This is a genomic window from Microbispora sp. H13382 (assembly GCF_014161445.1).
Taxonomy (GTDB): Bacteria; Actinomycetota; Actinomycetes; order Streptosporangiales; family Streptosporangiaceae; genus Microbispora.
In genome coordinates this window covers 59,401-76,090 of the sequence record NZ_JABBXA010000027.1, presented here as the reverse complement: position 1 = coordinate 76,090, position 16,690 = coordinate 59,401, and the positions used below count along the sequence as shown (strand labels likewise).

At 71.4% G+C, this 16,690-nt stretch carries 15 protein-coding genes; 8 read left to right on the top strand and 7 right to left on the bottom strand.

From position 1 onward, the window contains the following. The first annotated feature begins 1 nt into the window (after position 1). The 3 genes from HHX41_RS35990 to HHX41_RS35980 are packed head-to-tail and all read left to right on the top strand — an operon-like array spanning position 2 to position 3,621. A complete protein-coding gene (locus HHX41_RS35990; protein ID WP_182909527.1) occupies positions 2–1,096 on the top strand; it encodes a phenazine antibiotic biosynthesis protein in 1,095 nt (364 codons plus the stop codon). Further along, complete coding sequence (locus HHX41_RS35985; RefSeq protein ID WP_182909526.1) at positions 1,097–2,467, top strand: aldehyde dehydrogenase family protein; 1,371 nt, start codon at positions 1,097–1,099, stop codon at positions 2,465–2,467. It abuts the gene before it with no gap. Positions 2,468–2,499: 32 nt separating this feature from the next. After that, positions 2,500–3,621 carry a S9 family peptidase gene (locus tag HHX41_RS35980; protein ID WP_182909525.1) on the top strand — a complete coding sequence of 374 codons (1,122 nt, stop codon included), beginning with the start codon at positions 2,500–2,502 and terminating at the stop codon, positions 3,619–3,621. Here HHX41_RS35980 and HHX41_RS35975 read toward each other — a convergent pair. After that, entirely contained in the window at positions 3,608–4,330 is a 723-nt protein-coding gene (locus HHX41_RS35975) for an N-acetyltransferase (protein ID WP_182909524.1), read from the bottom strand. The two genes, HHX41_RS35980 and HHX41_RS35975, sit on opposite strands and share 14 nt — an antisense overlap. Before the next feature lie 134 nt (positions 4,331–4,464). On the opposite strand from HHX41_RS35975, the gene HHX41_RS35970 reads away from it, so the two are divergent. The 3 genes from HHX41_RS35970 to HHX41_RS35960 all read left to right on the top strand — a co-directional run bounded on the left by HHX41_RS35970 (position 4,465) and on the right by HHX41_RS35960 (position 8,347). After that, complete coding sequence (locus tag HHX41_RS35970) at positions 4,465–6,021, top strand: hypothetical protein (protein ID WP_182909523.1); 1,557 nt, start codon at positions 4,465–4,467, stop codon at positions 6,019–6,021. A gap of 355 nt (positions 6,022–6,376) precedes the next feature. After that, positions 6,377–7,033, top strand: coding sequence for a class I SAM-dependent methyltransferase (locus HHX41_RS35965; RefSeq protein WP_310742332.1), 657 nt, complete (start codon positions 6,377–6,379; stop codon positions 7,031–7,033). 252 nt (positions 7,034–7,285) lie between these two features. Then, complete coding sequence (locus HHX41_RS35960; protein WP_182909522.1) at positions 7,286–8,347, top strand: hypothetical protein; 1,062 nt, start codon at positions 7,286–7,288, stop codon at positions 8,345–8,347. 133 nt (positions 8,348–8,480) lie between these two features. Here HHX41_RS35960 and HHX41_RS35955 read toward each other — a convergent pair whose 3' ends face one another. From HHX41_RS35955 to HHX41_RS35930, 6 genes are all read right to left on the bottom strand, one after another. Continuing rightward, the gene (locus tag HHX41_RS35955) at positions 8,481–8,867 is read right to left on the bottom strand and encodes a nuclear transport factor 2 family protein (protein ID WP_182909521.1); all 387 of its coding nucleotides are present in this window, start codon (positions 8,865–8,867) and stop codon (positions 8,481–8,483) included. Positions 8,868–8,978: 111 nt separating this feature from the next. Beyond that, on the bottom strand, positions 8,979–10,517 hold the full coding sequence (locus HHX41_RS35950) for a CARDB domain-containing protein (RefSeq protein WP_220504735.1): 1,539 nt from the start codon (positions 10,515–10,517) through the stop codon (positions 8,979–8,981). A 304-nt stretch (positions 10,518–10,821) separates the two neighbouring features. Continuing rightward, a complete protein-coding gene (locus tag HHX41_RS35945; protein WP_182909520.1) occupies positions 10,822–11,886 on the bottom strand; it encodes an RDD family protein in 1,065 nt (354 codons plus the stop codon). Between the two features lie 81 nt (positions 11,887–11,967). Further along, positions 11,968–12,408 carry a hypothetical protein gene (locus HHX41_RS35940; RefSeq protein WP_182909519.1) on the bottom strand — a complete coding sequence of 147 codons (441 nt, stop codon included), beginning with the start codon at positions 12,406–12,408 and terminating at the stop codon, positions 11,968–11,970. A 68-nt stretch (positions 12,409–12,476) separates the two neighbouring features. Continuing rightward, positions 12,477–13,175, bottom strand: coding sequence for a TOPRIM nucleotidyl transferase/hydrolase domain-containing protein (locus HHX41_RS35935; protein ID WP_259401571.1), 699 nt, complete (start codon positions 13,173–13,175; stop codon positions 12,477–12,479). A 101-nt stretch (positions 13,176–13,276) separates the two neighbouring features. Then, positions 13,277–15,526: a tetratricopeptide repeat protein gene (locus HHX41_RS35930; protein ID WP_220504734.1), complete on the bottom strand. Its 2,250-nt coding sequence runs from the start codon at positions 15,524–15,526 to the stop codon at positions 13,277–13,279. Positions 15,527–15,690: 164 nt separating this feature from the next. On the opposite strand from HHX41_RS35930, the gene HHX41_RS35925 reads away from it, so the two are divergent. Further along, positions 15,691–16,146 (top strand): carboxymuconolactone decarboxylase family protein, encoded by a 456-nt coding sequence (locus tag HHX41_RS35925; protein WP_182909517.1) that lies wholly within the window; start codon positions 15,691–15,693, stop codon positions 16,144–16,146. 56 nt (positions 16,147–16,202) lie between these two features. Continuing rightward, on the top strand, positions 16,203–16,643 hold the full coding sequence (locus tag HHX41_RS35920) for an iron chaperone (protein ID WP_182909516.1): 441 nt from the start codon (positions 16,203–16,205) through the stop codon (positions 16,641–16,643). Positions 16,644–16,690: the final 47 nt, after the last annotated feature.

The following is a 16,690-nucleotide window of genomic DNA, read 5'->3' as shown; positions in this document are numbered from 1 at the left end:
TATGGCAACAGAACAAATCCTCGACTGCCCGCTCGATCAGGTCCCGGAGGGCCCGGAGTTCCTCGAGGCCGCCATGCGGTGGCATTTCAGCCCCGAGACCGGCTCGCCGTACTGGCTGGAGCGGGCGAAGACCCTTGGTTTCGACCCGCGCGAGGACGTGCGCACCTTCGACGACCTGCGCCGGTTTCCCAACGTGGCCAACGAGCTGCGCGACGTCCGGGTGGAGGACCTGATTCCCCGCGGCTACGGCCCGGACGCCGACGTCGTCGGCGTGTTCGAGAGCGGCGGGACGACCGGGCCGCCCAAACGCGTCGTGGTGCTGCGGGACTGGCTGGAACGGCTGATGCACCGGACCGAGCAGGACCTGCAGGCCAGGGGCTACCCCGAGAGCGGCCACTGGCTGTCGCTCGGGCCGACCGGGCCGCACGTCTTCGGCGAGCTGGTCCGCTGGCAGGCCGCACGGCGGGGCGGCATCCGGTTCACCGTCGACATGGACCCCCGGTGGGTCAAGCGATGCATCGCCGAGGGCCGCGCCGACGAGGCCGAGCGCTACGCCGAGCACCTGATCGACCAGAGCGCCTACATCCTGGAGACCCAGGACGTGCGGGTGCTGGTGACCACGCCGCCGCTGCTGACCCGGCTGGCCCGCAGGAACGCGCTCGTCGACCTGGTCAACGCGAAGATCGCCGCGATCAGCTGGGGTGGGGCGCACATGGACCCCGACACCCGCTATCTGCTCCGCACCGAGGTGTTTCCCGGCGTCAAGCTGTACGGCACGTACGGCAGCACGATGATCCTCGGCGGCCTGGCCGAGCGCGTCACGTCGCCGGACGAGGACATCGTCGTCTTCGACACGTTCTCGCCCTACATCACGTTCTCGGTGGTGGACCAGGAGACCGGCGGGGTCGTCCGGTACGGCGACCGCGGTCAGGTGGTGATGCACCACGTCAGCAAGAGCTTCCTGCTGCCCAACAACCTCGAACGCGACCTGGCCACCCGCGTGGCGCCGCCGCCGGGACAGATGGGCGACTCCGTCGCCGACGTCGGCCCGCTCCCCACCTTCGACAACGAACCGGTCATCGAGGGGGTGTACTAGATGGAAGAGCTGATCCTGCTCGACGCCCTGGGCGCGAGCGGGCCGTACCACAGCCGCAGCCGGCAGACGATCACGGAGCTGACCGGTACGCCGGTCGCCGAGCTGAGCCTGGTGCCGCGCCTGTTCGTCCAGCGGACGATGGCGGCCCTGCGCGAGGCGCGGGCCCTGCCGCCCGGCGATCGGTCGGCGGCCCTCGCCCGCGCGGGACGGCTGTTCGCGACCGGCACGGTGAACGGCATTCCGGCGGAGGAGTACCAGCACATCGTCAGCCGCGTCTCGGGCATGCCGATCACCGTGGTCCGTTCGGCGACCGCGGGCATCGGGCGACGCGCCGGCGAGGCGTACCGCACCACCCGGCACGCCCGGCCCCAGGGCGCGGTGGACGACTGGCGTGACCCGCTCACCTGCGACGGCCACGCGGTCTGGACCCGGCGCGGCGACGTCTTCGCCGTACACGCCGCGGGCAACCACCCCGGGGTGCACACGTTGTGGCTGGAGGCCCTGGCGCTCGGTTACCGGGTCGCGGTGCGCCCCTCGCGGCGCGAGCCGTTCACGCCGCACCGCCTGATCACGGCGCTGCGGGAGTCGGGGTTCGGCGAGGACCAGGTGGTGCTCCTGCCGACCGACTACGCGGTGGCCGACGACATCATCCGCGACGCGGATCTCGCCATGGTGTACGGCGGCGAGGAGGTCGTGAACAAGTACGGCAACGACGTCAGGGTGCTGCCGCAGGGCCCGGGACGGTCCAAGATCCTGCTCACCGGGGGCGACTGGGAGTCCCACCTCGGCACGATCGTGGACTCGGTCAGCGCCTTCGGAGGGACGGCCTGCGTGAACACGACCGCCGTCTTCGTGGAGGGCGATCCCGCGCCGGTGGCCGATGCCGTCGCGGAACGGCTCGCCGCGATCCCGAGCCTGCCGCCGGAGGACGACGGCGCGGTGCTGCCCGTCCAGCCGGTCGCCGACGCGCGCGCGATCGAGAAGTACCTGCTCGACCACGTGGACGGCGCGACGCCGGTGCTCGGCGGCGACGGCGTGGTGGACGAGCTCGGCGACGGCAGCGGGGTGCTGCGCCCGGCCGTCTTCCGGGTGGACCGGCCGGACGCGCCGCAGACGGGCATCGAGTTGTCGTTCCCCTGCGTGTGGTTCGCGCCGTGGAGCCGGGCCGACGGCATCGAGCCGCTGCGGAACACGCTCGTGCTGACCGCGATCACGAAGGACGACGGGCTGGTCGACCGCCTCGTGGAGGACCCGTCGATCAGGAACGTCTACCTGGGCGACACCCCGACCTACCTGATGCCGCCGGGGGTCCCGCACGACGCCTACCTGGGCGAGTTCCTCATGCGCACGAAAGGCGTCATACGCACTTAACCAACTGAAAAAGGCCCAGTAGATTCTGGACCATGCGTGGGACAAGACGTTGGCGGCGCCGCCTGCTGTGGACGCTCGCCGTCGTCGTGGTGCTCGCGGTGGCCGCCGTCGGCGGTGCGGGCTGGTACTACTCCGGGCTCGTGATCGACCCCGACCACACCTCCGGCTATCCCCTGGAGGTGACGGCCGTCAGCGGCGACCAGGTCACCATCAAGGGCGGCACCGACACGGGCGCGCCCGGCACGTACGGCCTGACCTGGGCCGACGGCAACGCCGTCCTGGGACCGGCGATCGTGGCCGGGCCGGGCACGGTGACCAGGAGGGTCACCGAGGTCGTCCGCGGTGAGCTGCGCCCCGGGGTGCGCGCCTACCTCGACCGCTGGATGTGGGGCCACGCGACCCCGGCCGCCGCCGGCGTGCCGTACCAGGACGTGAAGATCCCCTCACCGCTCGGCGACTTCCCCGGCTGGCGGACCGAGGGCACCTCTGCGACCTGGGTGATCGCCGTGCACGGCCGCAACGGCGGCCCGGCCGAGGCCCTGCGCGTGCTGCCGGTCTTCCACAGCCTGGGGATGCCGGTGCTGGGCATCACCTACCGCAACGACGAGGGCGCCCCGGCGAGCCCTGACGGCAAGTTCCACCTCGGCGCCACCGAATGGCAGGACGTGGCCGCGGCCATCACGTACGCCAGGAAGCAGGGCGCGACCGGCATCGTCCTGTACGGCTGGTCGATGGGCGGGGGCATCGTGCCGATGGCCGTACGCAACCTGCCCGGCGAGCCGATCAAGGCCATGATCCTCGACAGTCCGGTCATCGACTGGCGGGCGCCGATCGCCCTCGGGGCCGAGCAGATGGGCGTGCCCGGCTTCCTCGTGACGGTGGGCGAATGGGTCGTCGAGCGGCGTACCGGCACGTCGTTCGACGACGTCGACCACCTGCGGCACGCCCGCGAGTTCAGGATCCCCACGCTGGTCTTCGTGGACGACGGCGACGCGACCGTGCCGGTCGGCCCGGCGCTCCGGTTCGCCGAGGCCCGCCCCGACATCGTCAGGCTCGTACGGACGAGCGGCGGCGGGCACACCGGCTCCTGGAACGCCGACCCCGCACGTTACGAGCGTGAGCTCAAGGAGTTCGTGACGGTCAACTCGGGATGACCACGGTCATCGAGCTCGCGACCAGGGTGAAGCCGAGCCGTTCGTACACGCGTCTGGCCGGGTTGCCCTCGGTCACGACCAGGCCCAGCCGCTCGCATCCGCCGGCCGCCGCCCTCATCCGTACGGCGGCGAGCATGCGGGCGCCGAGGCCCGCGGGCGTGTGCGCGGGGTGGCGGAAGACCTCGACCACCCAGGGCCGGCCGTGGAAGAGGGTGACCACGACGCCGCCGGCCACCGCGTCGTCCCCGTCCACGGCGAGCAGGCCCCAGGGCAGGATCTCGCCGGTGATCTTCCCGCCCAGCAGCGGGGTGAGGATGTCGCGCAACGCGGCGGCGTCGTCCACGCCCCGGTGGTCGGGGTGGCCCGGCGGGTAGGCCGCCCGCCACGCCGCGAACACCTCCTCGGGCGACCGGTCGCAGGGCACGAACCGGAAACCGTCGGGCGCTGTGGCCACGGCGGGCGGCGCCGTACCCAGCTCACAGGTCATCTCGTGCGCGTGCCGCATCACGCGGGCGCCGCGCGCGACGAGCGCCTCGCCCAGGCCGACCGGCCCCGCCACCGCCCAGCCCGGCAGCTTCGTCATCACGGCGTCGGCCGCGCCCGGGCCCACGACCTCGATCAGGTCGGCGCACGGCAGCCCGTTCCGTCTGTCCTCGACATAACTGATGGCCGGGACGCCGTCCGCCCCGGCCAGAATCACTCGCTCCACAAGAGGGGAGGCTTTCGCAGCACCGGGGATGTGGCAAGGGATTTTCCCCGATTCGAATCGCGCTCAATCGCCACAATTCGATCTTCATGTGGATAAGGTGCCTCTGGTTTGTCGGGCGGACGGGGAGCGACGTCATGTGGCGGACACGGGGTTTCCGGCTCTGGGTGCTCGCGATCGTCATGACACTGCTGCCCCTGGCGCCATCGGCGTTTTCCGAGAGCATGGTGTCCTTCGGATTCACGACGTACGGCGTGCCGGACTGCCCGGCGTTCGATTTCCAGACGACGTTGTTCTCCGCCCCGATCATGACCTACCTGCTCGGGTGGCATCTTTTCGCCGTTCCTCTCGCCTTCGCGTTCTGGCTGGTGACGCGCGGCGGGCGGGCAAGCCGGGTGACGGGCCGCGTCGCCGCCTGCTACGTGCTGCTCATGGCGCTCGTGAACCCGGCGCTCGTCGCGTACGACGTGGTCACGGCCGGCTCCGGCTGCTGGCGGCTGTGGGAGCCGCTCGCCGTGTGGAACCTGGGCGTGAGCGCCTGCGACGTGACAGCCGCCACCCTGGTCCTGTGGGCCGTCCGGCCCGCCGGGTCCCGTCCGCACGCCCGGCTGCGCCGTACGGCCGGGGTCTTCGGGGTGTGCTGCCTCCTGCTGGCGGCGCCCGTGGCCGACCGGGGCGCCGACGACCGCTACACCGGCCTCGACGTGGCCATGCGCGTCTACGCCCAGGACCCCGGCACGGACGGCTCGTCCGAGACGGAGCGGCTGTTCGCGGCCATATCCGCCTACGAGAGGGCCGCCGAGGACGAGGGCGGGCTCTCGGAGGAGGACGACTGCGGCACGTGGACCGTGCTCCACCAGTCCTACGGCGACACCCCGCCTCGCGACCGTGAGCGCGCCTTCCTCTGCACGGCACGGGACGTCGCGGGATACGCGCCTCGGCTCGTGACGCTGCCGGACCGGGAACTGCTCGCCTTCGGCCGGGCGCTGTGCGGCGTCGCCGGACGGCCCTCCACCGAGCCACGCGTCCGCACCCTGCTCGATCAGGCCGGGGCGTACGACTGGAGCTGGTCGCTCATGAACGCGCTGGTGTTCCTGTGCCCGGACGCGGTCGCCCCGAAGTGGCCCGATCTGGTGCTGTCGGAGGCCGAGGGGCGGAAGGAGGAGGACGACTACCTGGCGAGGATGACCGCCCACTGCTCGGACCCCGCACGCCGCCTGCGGGCGGTGCGGCAGGCGACCACCGCCCTCTCCGTGGGCGAGGGCGGCGGCTACCTCGTCGAAGGCGATACGTACGGGAGCGGCGTGGGCGGACCACGTCGGCTTGACCGCGCGTTCGACCGCGTCATCGACTGGCTGACCACGACCGCCGTCTCGGTCGGCACGGCAGTGGAGAACTCCCCGATCTGCCTGACGGTCAAGGCGCTGAACCAGGCTCCTCGCTCACGGCTCAAGGGCTGGGACACGGTGACCGAGACCGGGATCTCCAGTGTGGACGGCAGGATCGAGCTCCTCTGGGAGGGAGACGGCTCCCTGCCGAACCTCGCCGTCGCGGGGTCCGGCCGCTACCGCGTCCGGGTCTACGTGCGCGGACAGGAGAAGGCATTGGCGTACGCGTCCGAGGGCCCGGTCGAGGAGCACTTGGTCCTCGTCTTCCCCGGCTCGTCCGGGAAGACCCTCTTCCTCCGTGGTTGAGCACCGGCTCCGAAGATCGGCCCGAAAAAGATGGCGTGGCCGGGGAACAACAGGGGCGGACACGTGGTTGGATGAAGCGTGGCCGGTGTGCAGGTGTCCCCGGGCCTCACCTAATTTGCCTTCGCGGACTACCGTTCGGCTGGAGCCGCGTTGTGCCTTTCGCCGAGAGGCGACCCGGCACCGGCACCACACGTGCGGGACCCCGGCAGGAGATCCTCCTGCCGGGGTCCTGGCGTATGCGGGGCCGTCCGGTCAGGTGAACGGTTCAGCTCCGCGGTCCCTCCGATCTCTGCGGATGCCGTCCGTCTTACTCTTCGCATCCGGTTTTGTCGGACGCTGGTGAAAAGATGCGTCCGTGCCCGATCTGGATCCCCAGTCGATCGCCTCCTACTGGGACGCGGAGGCCGACACCTTCGACCACGAGGCCGACCACGGACTGCGCGACCTGCGGGTCCGCGCGGCCTGGGCGGGACGGCTGCGGTCCTGGATGCCGCACCCTCCGGCCGACGTCCTCGACCTGGGCTGCGGCACCGGCTCTCTCACGCTGCTGCTGGCCGAGCAGGGACACCGGCCGGTGGGCGTGGACCTGTCCCCGAGGATGGCCGAGGCGGCGCGGCGCAAGCTCGCCGCCGCGGGCTTCACGCCCCCCGTCCTCACCGGTGACGCGAGCGACCCGCCGGACGCCGCCGGGACCTCCTTCGACGTCGTCCTGGCCCGGCACCTGCTGTGGACCCTGCCCGCGCCGGAACGCGCCCTCCGCACCTGGATGGGCCTGCTGCGCCCGCACGGCCGGCTGATCCTCATCGAGGGCAACTGGCGGGCCTCCGGGGACGGCCCGCCGTACGTGCCGGGCGCCGGCTCCCTGCCCTGGCTCGGCGGGGTGAGCGCCGAGCCCCTCGTGGAGGTGCTGCGGCCGTACGCCGCGAGCGTGCGGGCGGAGCCGCTGACCGATCCCGTGCTGTGGGGCAAACCCGTCCACGACGAGCGCTACGCCGTCATCGCCCACCGCTGAGCGGCTCTTTCCGGAACAACGCGCAATACCGAATTCGTAAACGTGTCGGCACGATTGAAAGCCCATCGTGCACGGAACAGAGGGGCAAAACGGAGCATGGTCATCGGCCGCGCCGCCGATAGCCACCCCCATTGGCGCTCATGGAGTGCGACAGCGAACGTCCCGGGACGGGTCAACTCGCCTGGACGGGCTCCGGCCGCGGTGCCAACGATTGAGATACGACCCGATCGCTGATCGGAGAGGAGTATCTCTATGCACGGCACTCGATTCTCATTACTGCTGGGTCCGGCAGTCCTGTCCGCCGTCACGCTCTGGCCGGCCATCGCATCGGCCTCCACCGCCGCCCAGCCCTCCGGCCTCGCCGCCGCGCTCAGCGCGCCGCGGGCCGAGGAGCCGGGCACCAGCCTCGGCGAACAGTCGGAGGAGGCGGCCGAGCAGAGCAGGCGCGCGTACGAGGAGGAGAGCGGGTACGGGCCGGAGAGCGCCCAGGAGGGTTCATCGAGCGAAGAGTCGAGCGAGGAGTCGAGCGGCCAGTCCGGGAGCAACCTCGCCTACCACTCACGGTCCTCACTGGGCCAGTCGTCCCTGCACAGCCGCAGCAGCAGCCTGGCGCTCGGCGAGCAGGCCTCGTACAGCCGTCCGATCAGCTACACGCGGACGATCACCTACCAGCGGCCGGTCACGCAGACGCGCATGGTGACCGAGAGCCGTCCGGTCACGTTCACCCGGCAGGTCACCTTCCAGCGCCCGATCACCGAAACGCGGATGGTCACCCGGATGCGTCCGGTCACCGAAACGCGCCAGGTGTCCTACCAGCGCCCCGTGACCTACACGCGCATGATCACGGAAAGCCGGCCGGTCACCCGCCAGGTGACCTACCAGCGCCCGATCACCCAGACGCGGTTCGTCACCGAGTCGCGGCCGGTCACGCGGTACGTGACCTACCAGCGCCCGGTGGTGCGCTACGTCACCGAGCGCCGCCCGGTGACCGAACAGGTCACCTACCAGCGGCCCATCACGGAAACCCGGTACGTCACCGAAAGCCGCCCCGTGACCCGTCAGGTCACCTACCGGCGGCCCGTCACCGAGACGCGGTTCGTCACCGAAAGCCGCCCGGTCAGCTACACCCGGATGGTGCCGGAGAGCCACGCGGTGAAGTCCACGCGGTTCGTCACCGAGAGCCGTCCGGTCAGCTACACGCGCATGATGACCTACCAGCGTCCGATAACCGAGACGCGGTACGTCACCGAGTCACGGCAGGTCAGCAGCTACAGCCGGCCCATGATGCACTCCAGTAAGGACTGCGACCCGTGAGCCGGGAAGCGAGGTCCTGACAGCCGGTGAGGGCCACGAGGGGCACGGGCGTTCCCGCCCGTGCCCCTTCCACGCGTCCCCACGCGCTCAGCGTCCCCTCGGTCCGAGGGGCCTCTCGCTTCCGATCCTCGGCTCAGGCCTCGCCTGCGTGGGCCGCCAGCACGCGCCAGCCGTACTCGTCGGTGTGCACCCACGTGCGGGTGTAGCGCAGCCGGCCGGCGAACGGCTCCCCCGCGTAGGAGCCTTCGAGGGTGCCGAGGAAACATGTGACCCCGGTCGTCCCCGAGACGACAACGGTGAGGTCCTCCTCCGCCACCTTCGTCATCACCTGTGTACGTGAGCGGTGGTTGTGGAGATCGAGCTGCTTGGCCTCCGTGTACAGCCGGCCGTCCGGCGGTCCCGTGAACACGAGCCGCTCGTCGAGCAGCCGGTCGAGCTCCTCCACGTCACCGGTGAGCTGCGCGTTCTGCAGTCGCCGTTCGGCCTCGTACAGCTCGTCCAGGAGGGTGCGGCCTGCCATGGGGGTCCTCTCCGTCGTGGCGCGTCTTCGGCACGACGGTAGCCCCGGCGGCCGCCGTCCTGCCATGGGGCGCGGGCCACGGCAGGACGGCTCCCGGTGAGTCTCAGCGGGTCACTTCTTGCCGGCGCCCTGCCTGCTCTCCGGCGTGCAGTACGGGCAGAACGGCTCGCGCTGGACGCAGACCTTGACCGCGTCGCTGTCGTTGTCCGGGTCGAGGTCGAGCTCCTTGCCGCCGACGGTGGCGGTGTTGACCGTCTCCCCGATCGCGGTGGCCTTCGCGTGGACGACCAGCGTGGCCGTCGCGCCACTGGCCAGCGTGCCCACGGTCCACGTTCCCCCGGCGTACGTGCCGGTCGAGGGCGTGGCCGACAGGAGAGCGAGGGTGGCCGGCAGCGCGTCCTTGACGGCGACGCCGGTGGCGTCGTTGGGCCCGGCGTTGGCGACCGTGACGCGGTAGGTGACGGTCTCCCCCACGGTGACCTCGGTCTTGTCCGCGGACTTGACCACGCTCAGGTCGACGGCCGGGTTCACCTTGGTGACGGTGTCACCGCTGGTGGAGGCCAGCGGCTCGGGGTCCGGGCCGAGCTGGTTCTCGTAGTCGACCGCGCTCTGGTTGACGAGCTGCTTCCCGGCGGCCGCCCTGCCGACCTTGACCCGGAACTCGGCGGTGGTGCCGTCCGGCAGGGCGGTGTCGTTGGGCAGCCGGCCCGCCGCCGCGCCGGTCGCGCCGTCTCCCAGCCTGAAGGAGACGACACCGGTGGCGGCGTCGAACTCGGCCTGGTCGTCGCCGGCCTGGTCGGTCATGGCGCCGCTGTTCGGGCCGTCCACGATGCGGAGCGAGCCGGGCACGTAGGTCGTCCCGGCCGGGATCCTGTCGGTGAGCCTGACGTTCTGCGCCACGTCGCCGCCCTTGTTGACGGCGGTCACCCGGTAGGTGATCTCGGCGCCGACGTCGACCGGTCCCTGCGGGCTCGCGGACTTGCCGACGACGACGCACGGCGGGGTGCCGAAGAAGACGTCGTCGAGGAAGTTGCCGACCGCCGCGTTGCCTCCGGCAGCGGAGATGGAACGGAAGGCGAACCTGGTGGTCGTCTGCCCGGCGGGCACGGTGTAGGTGCCGTGGTAGGTGCCCCACTTCGCGGTGCCGTCGGACATCGTCCCCTGCTGGGCAGGGCCCGAGGGAACGCCGATGTCCAGAGCCATCTGGTCTGTGCCGAGACGCCCGCGGTGGGACAGCCGCCAGTACAGCTTCTGCCCGGGGGTGGTCGGGCGGTCCTGGTAGAGGGTCGAGACCTGGTTGGCGTTCAGCTCCGCGAACTGCGCGCCCTCGACCGCCGGAACGCCCATGCGGGGGCTCCAGATCTCGATCATGTGGTCGGTGGCGCTCGTCCGCCAGCCCGGCACCGCGTTCGGGTTGTTCTGCGAGGCGTCGGGGAACGAAGCCCAGGTTCCGGCGACGACGGGCTTCTCGAAACCGCCGTTGACCAAGGCCACCTGCTCGGGGCACGACGCGGGGTTCGGCGCCGCGGCCACCGTCTGCGCGGGGAGGGGCGCGGCGCCGGCGGGGACCGGCCCGGACAGCGTCAGCGGGACAGCCGCCGCCACCAGGGCGGCGACGGGGTAACACATCCTGGGGATGTGCCTCATCATGAAGGTCCTCTCGTCGTGACGATCGACCAGGCCGTACGAGCGGCGCTGGCACCGCAGGGAAGATTCGTCCGGCGGAGATGCCTGGCGCGGGACGACACGTGTGGCCGTGCCGACAGTTGGCCGGATCTTGTTATCTCCCGACCCCGCACAGGGAAGATCTAAATCTAGGTCGAGCCCCCTCGCGGCCAGAACTGGACCAGGAACTGCTCTCGCGGATGCGCTTCGTCGTCCGCCCGCGTGTACACGCGTACGTTCCAGGACCGCTCTGGCTCACCCAGGAGCAGAAATCCGTCCTGGACATCCGTCACGCGAGATCAGTGACATGCCGGTCGCCTTCCGTGTCGAACCTGCGAGGCCGGTGGCGTACGACCGCCGCGCCCAGCAGCCGGTCGTGCAGGACCTGCCCGTCGGCGTCGAAGAGCGCCGCCAGTCCGCCGGCGAACAGGAGCACCAGCCCGACGTCGGGAACGACGGCGAGGAAGGGGAAGGCCAGCGTACGGAGGGCGGCCCTGCCCGCTCCCAGCCGTCCGCCCGTCCGCACGTTCACGAGGCGCAGGCGCAGCAGCCACTTGCCGGGCGTCCGGCCCCACACGGTGTGCTGCAGCCAGAAATAGAGAAGCCATGAGGTCAGCGCGAGCACCTCCCCGGGCTTCACGGTGCTCTCGAACACCTCGTCGAGCCGTCCCAGGAGCCCTTGGTGAAACCAGGGAAACCAGAGGTAGTGCGACCCGATCAGGGCCCAGGCCGGTTCCACGACGACGCGGAGAGCCACGACGACGATCACGTAGTCGATGAATGCCGCCACCGGACGACGCCAGGCCGCCCCGGTCGCGGCCACGCCCGGCTCCGCGGCGCGCCGCCGCGTCCGCGACGCGGCGTATACCAGCGCCGCCGCCGGCAGGAGGCACAGCTGGTTCGCTCCCCAGTTGCCGAGCACCCGCCCGAACCAGTCGGCGCTGAGCAGCGGAACCGTCCCGCCGCAACCGCCCGGCTCGCTGTACAGCGGAATGAGAGGCTCGGCGACGGCGGTCAGGACGAGGAGTCCCGCCACCCGACGGCCGACGACCTGGGGGTCTTTTCCTCGCACGTACGCGAGGAGCCCCAGGAACACGGCCAGAGCGGGGACCGCCCAGCTCTCGGCGGTCTCCACCACCCTCGACAGGTCATCACGGATCGCGGCGAGCGGCCATTCGTCGGCGCCCAGCATTCCTATGCACCCGTAGATCTCGAAGGACCCCTCACCGCCCTCGAGGATTCTCTCGAGCTCCCATTTCTCCCGCCACAGCTCCCAGGTCGGCACGGCGGCCAGAGCTACCGCGGCCAGCAAGGCCGGGATGGCGAGTGACGACAACCGGCTCGGCGGCGGCACCGTGATCCTTTCGTCGGTCCGACGGCACCGATGACGCCCGAGCCCGCCGTTTCGCGGCCGAGTTCGGCGAGGACGGCCGCGCTACGGAAGATCAGAGATTCGGGGATCACCGTAGGGGCCGGTGCGAACGTCGCGCCACCAGATCGGCCAGGTATCCACGAGATAGACGACGAAGGGGATCCACCAGATCAGGTCGTTGGTGACGACGAGGATTCCGGAGGAGATCGGCCACTGGCCGGTGGAGACGAGCCACAACCAGCCGAGAGGGCCGAAGACCTTGCCCGCGAGCCCCACGGCCGCGATCAGGAAGCCCCGCTCTGGCCGCAGCGCCACGTCCAGGTACAGCACGCCGTACAGTGCCAGGACCATGCCGAGGGTCGTGAAGATCTGCGGATGGTTCTGGAGCGGCATGTCGGCGAACCGGAAAAGCCACTGCGCGTCCAGGGCCGCGTACGCGCCCCAGGCGATGTTGTAGACCCCGGCGGCGGCGAAGACGGCCCGATGCAGACGCCGGCGTCTCACCGCGATCTCACCCCGTGTCGCCTCGTCATCCGGCACACCCCTCACCTGTCATCCCGCTTCCCGATGTCTCATACGGCGGCGAGCAGCGCGTCGAGCGGCCGAGGCAGGCGGTCCCGGCCGAGCGCCGCCTCGACGAGCAGCCGTGCGTACCGGAACTTGCGGCGCGCGCCGCTGCCCAGGAACCGCCGGATCTGCGCTTCGGGCTCCCGGCCGCGCCAGGCGGGCTGGCTCTGCAACGAGCGGAACGACCTGAGATCGCCGTGGGAGTCGAAGAGCGCCTCGGTCTCCGCGCTGCCCACGGCGCGGATCAGCTCGTCCTCCAGGTCGTTCACGCAGACGAAGAACCCGAGGTGCTCCATGTCGGCGCGCGTGCGGGGCGAGCCGACCCGGTTCGCGACCATCGCGCGCCGGAATATCTCCTCCTCGTCCAGGTCGCACAGACCCCCGAGACGCACCCGGGTGCCCGGCGGGCCCAACCCCGCCAGGAATCGGCCGATCGCGTGCGCCCCGCCGATCGGCACGATCACGACCCGCTCCGCCTCGAGATCCCGGCCGCGGCCCACCGCGGCCGTTTCCAGTGCGATCTGGTCGCTTGGGCCCTCGACGAGCACCATGGTCACGGCGTCACCGGCCTTCGCCAGGGCCCGCTCCATCGCCCGGAGCGGAGCGTCAGGGCCACTCGCACAGCCGTCGAGCACCCGGCCACGAAGAGCTTCGACCGGCGTGCCGCGCTCGTCACCCATGCCGGTTCGCCGTGTCGTAGCCATGGCCGCATCATCGGCGACGCACAAGGCGGCCGACAAACGATTAACGAGGGGCACAGCCAGACGAAAGCGTACGGACGGGAGCGCGGCGACTCAGCGGCGACTCAGCGGTCTGCGCGCACGGCCTCCCGCGCCGCACGGGCGAGCTCCTCGTCGTACGGCCGGCCCAGCTCACGCGCGAGCCCGATGGCCCGGTCGAGCAGCGCCAGCGCCTCGTCATGGCGGCCCGCCACGCGGCACGTCTCGGCGTAGGTGTGCAGGCAGTCCATCTCCAGCTGCACCTCGGCCAGCGGTTCCAGCAGCTCGAAGGCCCTGCGGTGGTGTTCGAGCGCTTTGGCGGGCGAACCCGCGATCCGCAGCGCCACCCCGAGATAGTTGTGGCACCACGCCTGGTTGTGCTGGAGATTGTGCTGCTCGGACAGCTCCAACGCGTCGTGCAGCCTTCGCAGCGACTCCGCCGGGTCGTCGGGTGTCAGCGCGAGACCGAGGGTGACGAGCCCGGTGACCTGCGCGGGCCCGTCCGCCAGGGCGACGGACGCCCGGGCGAGTTCGACGGCTTCCGCGCGCCGCCCGAGGTGAAGTGTCACCCATCCGTCGAAGGCCAGCGCCTGGGACTGGCCCGTGCGGCGCCCGATCTTCTCGAACAGCTCGTGTGCCCGCCGGAAGTGCGCCTGTGCCGCTTCGAAGTCGCCGAGATCCCTGCGTACCAAGCCGATGCGCAGTGCCAGGCCGGCCGCGATGTCGTCGTCCGGCGGCCCCGACCGCTCGGCCAGTTCGTACGCGGACAGCGCCGCGGTGAGGCGTCCGGCGGCGGCGCGGGCGTAGCCGAGGTCCGCGAGCAGCGAAGCCCGCTCCTGGTCGCGGCCGAGACGTGCCGCGGCGGCCGCGGCGGCTTCGAGCAGGCGCGCCTGGTCGTCGGTCCCCCGGTGCCGGAAGAACCAGACCCGCATGGCCTGCGGCAGCTCGGCCACCACCTCGTCCTCGCCGAGCCGTACGGCGGCGTCGAAGCAGGCCACCAGGTTGACGTACTCGAGGTCGAACCAGGCCATGGCCTTCGCCGGATCCCCCGGCGCGGGTTGCCCGCGCTGCGGCGAGGGCAGCGTCCGCTCGTGGGCGACGGCCCGCGCCAGATAGTGCCGCAGAACCCCGCGCAGGGCGTCTTCGGCCCGCGGCTCCTCGTCGGCGGCGATGTCCGCCGCGTACTGCCGGATCAGATCGTGCATCCGGTAGCGCCCGGGCGAGGGCTCCTGGACCAGATGGGCGTCGACCAGCTCCTCCAGCGCGGCGCCGGCCCGGTCCGGCGGCATGTCGGTGAGCGCGCCCGCCACCGCCGCGTCGAAGTCGGCCCCCGGCAGCACGCCCAGCAACCGGAACATTCGACGCTCGACCGCGTCGAGCTGATGCAGCGACATGCCGAAGACGGAGTCGAAGCGGCTGGGGGTGGCGCGCAGCCGCTCGGCCAGCACCCCCACCGTCCAGCCCGGGCGGTGGCGAAGCCGCGCGCCCGCCATCCGCAGCGCCAGCGGGAGCCCGCCGCACTGCCGCAGCACCTGGCCGAGCGCCTCTTCTTCGGTGAGCGCGAGCCCGGCCGCCCGGGCGAACAGGTGCACCGCGTCGCCGTCGGCCAGCGGCTCCAGGGACACCGGCGGCACTCCGTCCAGGCTGACCAGCCGGTGGCGGCTCGTGATCAGGACCGCGGACTTCCCCGCTCCGGGGAGCAGCGGGCGCACCTGCTCCGCGTCGACCGCGTTGTCGAGGACGACGAGAACCCGCCGGCGGGACAGCTCCGACCGCCAGAGCGCCGCGCGTTCCGCGGTGCCGGCCGGGGGGTGCGTGACGTCCAGCGCGTCCAGCAGCCGGCCCAGCGCGGCGTGCGGCTCCAGTGGCTCCTGACCCGGGGTGAAGCCCTGGAGGTCGAGGTAGAGCCCGCCGTCCGGATACGAAGGAGCGAGCCGGTGGGCCACGTGCACGGCCAGGCTCGTCTTGCCCACGCCCGCCATGCCGTCGACCGCGGCCGCGCCGGTGGTGCGCAGCAGCTCTTCGACCAGCGCGGACTCCGCTTGCCTGCCGGTGAAGTCGAACAGGTCGGCCGGCAGGTCGTTGCGGCGCCGGGCGGGCGCCGCGCCGGCTTCGGTCGCCTCGGCCCACAGCGCGCGCAATGGCCGGGGATCGCGTCCCACAGCCCGGCACAGCGCCACGACGGCCTCCCACGGCGGCACGAGCTGTCCGGTCAGGTACCTGGACAAGGACGAGCTGCTCAGACCCGTCTGGCGGGCGAGGGCGCGCAGGCTGAGCCCGCTCAGCTCCTTGATCCGGGCGAGCTGGGCCACCAGTCGCTCCTGGGGGCTGGACACGTGCAACACCGTACCCGTCCCGGCCCACGGAGACGGATCAGCGATACGTTTGCCCTGCTCAGCAGGGTTCTGCCTGTCCCACGGTGTCCCACGGACCAGGCGGGCCCCGGCACGCCGATGGTCAGATGACTCCTGTCGGAAACACCCGCGACGAAGGAGAAACGATGTCGACCGAGCGCATGCCGAACCCGGCGGCTTTGATCCCCGAGGCGATGCAGGCCCTGATGGCGGTCAGCAGCGCCGTCGCGGGCGCCGGAGTGGACGGCAGGCTGCTGGCGCTGAGCCACCTGCGGGCCAGCCAGATCAACGGCTGTGCTCCGTGTGTGGCCGGGGGCGTCCACCAGGCCCAGCGGCACGGCGTGACCGCCGACCAGGTGCACGCCGTCGCCGCGTGGCGGGAGACGCCGTGGTTCAGCGACGAGGAGCGCGCCGTGCTGGCCCTGACCGAGGCCGTGACCCGGCTCGCCGACCGGCCGGACCCGGTGCCGGACCAGGTGTGGGACGTGGCCGCCAAGCACTTCGACCAGAAGGAGCTGGCCGCGCTGCTGCTCAACATCGCGATCGCCAACGCCTTCAACCGGCTCAACGTGCCGACCCGCCAGCAGGCGGGCAAGTGGTGACACCGCTCCCGTCCAGCACCGCCCGAAACCGTACGCAGCAGAGAGAGGAAGTCGTCATGCCGACCACGCCGAAGACCACCACCAAGGGCGCTTTCACCGAGCAGGAGCGCGACGCGATGAAGGAGCGCGCCAATGAGCTGAAGAGCGCACGGCGAGGCGCCAAGGCCGACACGGAGAGCGAGGTGCTCGCGAAGATCGCCGAGATGCCGGAGCCCGACCGGGTGATCGCGGAGCGGTTGCACGCCGTGATCAAAGCCAACGTGCCCGCCCTCACGCCGAAGCTGTGGTACGGAATGCCGGCGTACGCCCACAACGGCAAGATGATCTGCTTCTTCCAGCCCGCGGCGAAGTTCAAGGCCCGGTACGCGACACTCGGCTTCAGCGACGCGGCGAACCTCGACGACGGCGCCATGTGGCCTGCCTCGTTCGCCCTGACCGAGCTGACCGCCGACGTCGAGGAGAGGATCGGGGCGCTCCTGCGACAGGCGGTGAGCTGAGGACCGGGCACTCCTCAGCGGACTACCGGCGGCCCTGCCTAGCCATC